At 61.4% G+C, this 4,011-nt stretch carries 4 protein-coding genes; all 4 read left to right on the plus strand.

Features of this window, described 5'->3' with window-relative positions; genetic code table 11:
* The first annotated feature begins 539 nt into the window (after positions 1-539).
* Complete coding sequence (locus tag VH88_RS15050; RefSeq protein ID WP_045811972.1) at positions 540-2,297, plus strand: hypothetical protein; 1,758 nt, start codon at positions 540-542, stop codon at positions 2,295-2,297.
* Between the two features lie 24 nt (positions 2,298-2,321).
* Entirely contained in the window at positions 2,322-2,693 is a 372-nt protein-coding gene (locus VH88_RS15055) for a hypothetical protein (protein WP_045811973.1), read from the plus strand.
* 34 nt (positions 2,694-2,727) lie between these two features.
* Entirely contained in the window at positions 2,728-3,681 is a 954-nt protein-coding gene (locus VH88_RS15060; protein WP_045811974.1) for a hypothetical protein, read from the plus strand.
* Positions 3,682-3,823: 142 nt separating this feature from the next.
* On the plus strand, positions 3,824-4,011 hold a 188-nt coding region (locus VH88_RS15860; RefSeq protein ID WP_156146877.1), incomplete at its 3' end, for a hypothetical protein.

Genomic DNA, 4,011 nt, shown 5'->3' on the forward strand with positions numbered 1-4,011 from the left:
TCCCAATCAGATGGAAGCGGGCACGAAATATCGACCACGCCAGCATTGGGTTTGCGGGCCGTGAAACACAGCGATTTCCACCCCTGTTTTCGAGAACGGTCGTGGCGGGCTTTTTCGGGCGAACTTCCAGCGACAACATCGTGATCCGGCTAAAGCCTCATGGGATCGAGGATCGAGGCGAGCGCTCCGCACTCACCTGCGTCTGGCCCTTTCCTTCGCCGCATCGTCGCTGTCGCTCCGAGCGCCGAGCCAAAGGGCACAGCCGATTTGAGATCAGATCAGCCGAAATCCCCTTTGCTAAGGGACTTCCTAAGAGACCTTATAAGCAAGTCCGTTAGAAAAGGACTTTTTGGAAGAGCCGAGTGGTCGCTTCGCTCCTCACAAGACAACATTCGCCACCACGTCAAAACAAATACCGCCGCGACAATCACCGCGCTATAAATATGAACGTGGCGGACAACGCTGGAAGTCATGATCCAGCGCGATCTTCAGGTCGGTCGGGTCCGTCACATCATATTCCGACCTGATGAGACCTGATTATGAATCTCTTTGAACCCATCTGGGCGCAATATTATGCGCCGCACCTCACGAAGACCGAGCTTGGCCAACTCCGCCGCGCCAAGTCGGGGCATCAATCCATCCTCCTGACGGGGATTATCAAGAAGCAGGGCTTCAGTGCCCGACATCGCACCTACATGCCCGTGGCCTCCACAAAGGATGTGCCGGGCAGGAACCACTACGTCGCCGCACGCTTGATCGATGAGATTGGCGACACTGATTGGGAGGCCCAATGCCTGTTCGCCAATGCCCTCCGGGTCGCTTCCCATGGCGATGAGGACTTCAATGTCCCGAGCGCTCGGGTTGTTGTCGCACCCTACCACATCCTGACCATTGAGTTCGACGCGGCCAACATCGGCTTCTTCCAACAGCAACTGGGCTGGCTCCGTTCGCCCAATAACGCCCTCGATAGCGTCGTGGGCAAGTTCGTCGCTCATTTGCGAAGCTCATACGCCGATGTCGCGGGTCTCAGCGTCGTCTACTCCGGTCACAAAAGCCTCCATTTCCACTTCATCGTTTCGACAGAACTCCTGTCTGGCGCCGTGCCCAATCCGACGAGCCTCCGCTTTGGGTTTCAGAAGGCATGGGACCGACTCCAAGCCGAATTCGAAGGATTTGCACTGTTCAACCTGCCGGTCGGCATGAAGGCTGATCCATCTCTTCGGCAACCGGAAACCTTCCGGCGTCTGCCGGGAGGAATGCGCCTCAATGACAAGGACAATCACCTGTTCGGCGTCCCTGTCGGAGAGCCGCTCTTCCAAGGTCTGTTGTGGGAGTATCTGAAGCTGGAGCGGGGCGGCGGCGGCAAAGCCACGCTGCTCGACCCAGCAGATTTCATGGCCTTGCCGGTCGCGCGACCTCGCGGGCAAGCACCGAAGTCAACCCCCAGCAGCATGGACGGCGGCTCCGAGGTTGACGCCTACGCCTGTCAGAAGCTGGCCGCGCTGTTCGATGGAACAACGGCGCATCCGAGGTTCTCTCACCTCGACCGTTCGAGCGGAGCGCCTGTCGCCCACTTCTACAATCATCCCTCCGATCAGCACCCCACATCCGTGATGAGGGTGGCTTTCGCGACGGTTCTGATCCAAGGCTCCAACCCGCTGGGGCTTACCAACGACGCAACCAGCGGCGGACTGCTGATGAGCCGATTGCCTCATCCGCTGGAAACGATGCTGGAAATCTGGGCGGGAGAATACCAGTGCGAGCAGATGGGGCCGGGTGGTCGCATGCGCTCACCTGTGGAGGCGGCATTCGCTGAAGCCGCTGTTGACCGACCGACGGCGACCGATGCGATGGGCCGTATTCTGCTTGGAAGTCTGATGGAAAATATCGGGCGACCAGAGACGCATCTGCTTTGCGCGCCTGAAGGCATTAGCAAGACCCGGAGCTTGATGGCCGCCGCTCCCGACATCATCGCGGCGCTCCGTGAGGCGAACCGTCCGTCTTGGTTGATGTTCGCCTTCCCGACCTACGAGGGTGCTGAGGAGAAGCTGGAAGAGTTCAAAGCTATGCATGCTGCGTCCATGGGCGACATGGCTCCAATGCTCCTCCCGTCGTTCGACCGGATGTATCGGAACCTGTGTCAGAACCGAGCACGCCTTACTCACGAGCGCGCTGCACGGGATGGCCGCACGCCAGCCATGCGCCGGTTGGTCATGTCGCTGAAGGCCGAGCAGCGGAACCGCCGACGAGCGCAGGAGTCGATTTGGTTGACGGATTCAGCTTCCGTGAGAGCCTGACCTCCTCATCGTATAGGAGGTCGCTTGTCGCCGCACGAAGCGTTGCGATGCCTCGCCGTCCGCGTCGTTCTCGACGACGCGGGCGAGATCGACGGCATCGAACTGGAAACTTTCCTGAATGAGGTCGCTGGACCACATCAGTGGCTGAGCACGACCGAATGGCTGTTCGTCGATCCGCCCGCTGAGGCTGGCGACTGGCCGACCGTGCCGGTCGTGATGCCCGAAGAGGTCGCGGTTCGTGCGATCCTCGAAGACCTCACCGGTGATCCGCCACGCATCCTGTTCGACCATCAGACCACGCCCGCCGAGCGGCGGAAATGGCGCTGGGTCGCGTTTCAGGTTGCTCCCAATCAGCAAGGACAAGGCCGCTTTCCATGGGAGGTCGCTCATGCGTGATGGAGGACTGCTCGGCTGGTGCACGGAAGCTCTGGTGAAGCTGGATGACGAGGCGCCCGGCGTGCTGTCTCGCGTCCTCACAGCAAGCCCGCCGCGACGACAGGCGATCTTTGCTGCGCTGGCTGCGCGGGGGGAAAAGGCGGGTGTTTTCGGCGTCGAGGACGAAAGCCTGATCCCGATCACCTTCGCAGAGGTTATCCGCCACGGTCGCGCAGCGGACATCCTGCGCCATGCCTTTGGCGATGTTCCGCAGGGCTTCCCCGGCCTCTTGGCTCAGATCGGTGAACGGTCGCTGCCTCGGGCCAAAGACTATTTGGTCCTCCACGGGCTGCTGATCAGCGACGATCCGCGCGGCGCCGACGCCCTGCGGACTTCCGGGCGGATCACCTGCCGGAAGCTGGAGGTGCTGACTGCGCTGGACCCTCGCTGGCGTCATGCCAACACGTTGGATCGCATCGATACGCATTCGGAGGCCATGGCGTTTAACTCCGCTGTGGCCTTCGTCCAGTCGGTGAACTCCAAAGCAACCGACGAGGTGGTAGCCAACGCTATCGCCCTCATGCGGCCGACGTCATCGCTGCCCAAGCTCCTCGACCGCCTGTTGCGCCGGGCCGACCGTCTGCCACCTCACCCCTTGTCCGATGGCGACAACGAACTCCGACCGCTCGCCTCGATGCGCGATCTGCTGGAAGCGGGACGGAAATACAGGAACTGCCTCGCTCACCGTCTGGCCGACGTGGCGGCGGGGAAGATGGCCATGGGTGAGTTTCGCGGAGAATGCCTTGTGGAGTTCCGGCCCCTAACCCGAGGCGCGGGCTGGCTGCTGCGCGATGTCCACATCGAGCGAAACCGGCCCGTCCCTCTGACCTTGATCGCCGAGGTCGAGGCGAAGTGCGACGCGTTCGGCATCCCCCGGATCGACGATTCCGGCGACCGCGACGGTTGGGGAAGCTACCGCCTGTTCACGGGTGAACTGGAGTGGGGCTAAATTCGCGCGAAAGTCGCGCGACCGTTCTTGACGCACATCCCTGCCAGTAGCGAAGCTGTATCAGCGCAGCAGGGGGTTTTGTGGCACACCGACTGGCTGCTGGTGCTAAGACCGAATGGTCGTCGCTTCGGGGGAATCGGGATTGGCCGATCAGTTCTTTCAACGCCCTATCCTCAATTCGCCTTACGAGCGGCCCACGCTGCATTGGGAATTGGATGCTGAGGGTCAGCCGACCGGCAATCTCGTCGAGGCGCGTCGCCACTCCGACTTGATCACGCCGGTCCCGAAACCCAAGAAGCGAAAGAAGAAGCGCACCTCGACGCCGCCATT

Origin of the sequence: Brevundimonas sp. KM4 (assembly GCF_000964075.1) — a bacterium.
GTDB classification, from domain to species: domain Bacteria; phylum Pseudomonadota; class Alphaproteobacteria; order Caulobacterales; family Caulobacteraceae; genus Brevundimonas; species Brevundimonas huaxiensis.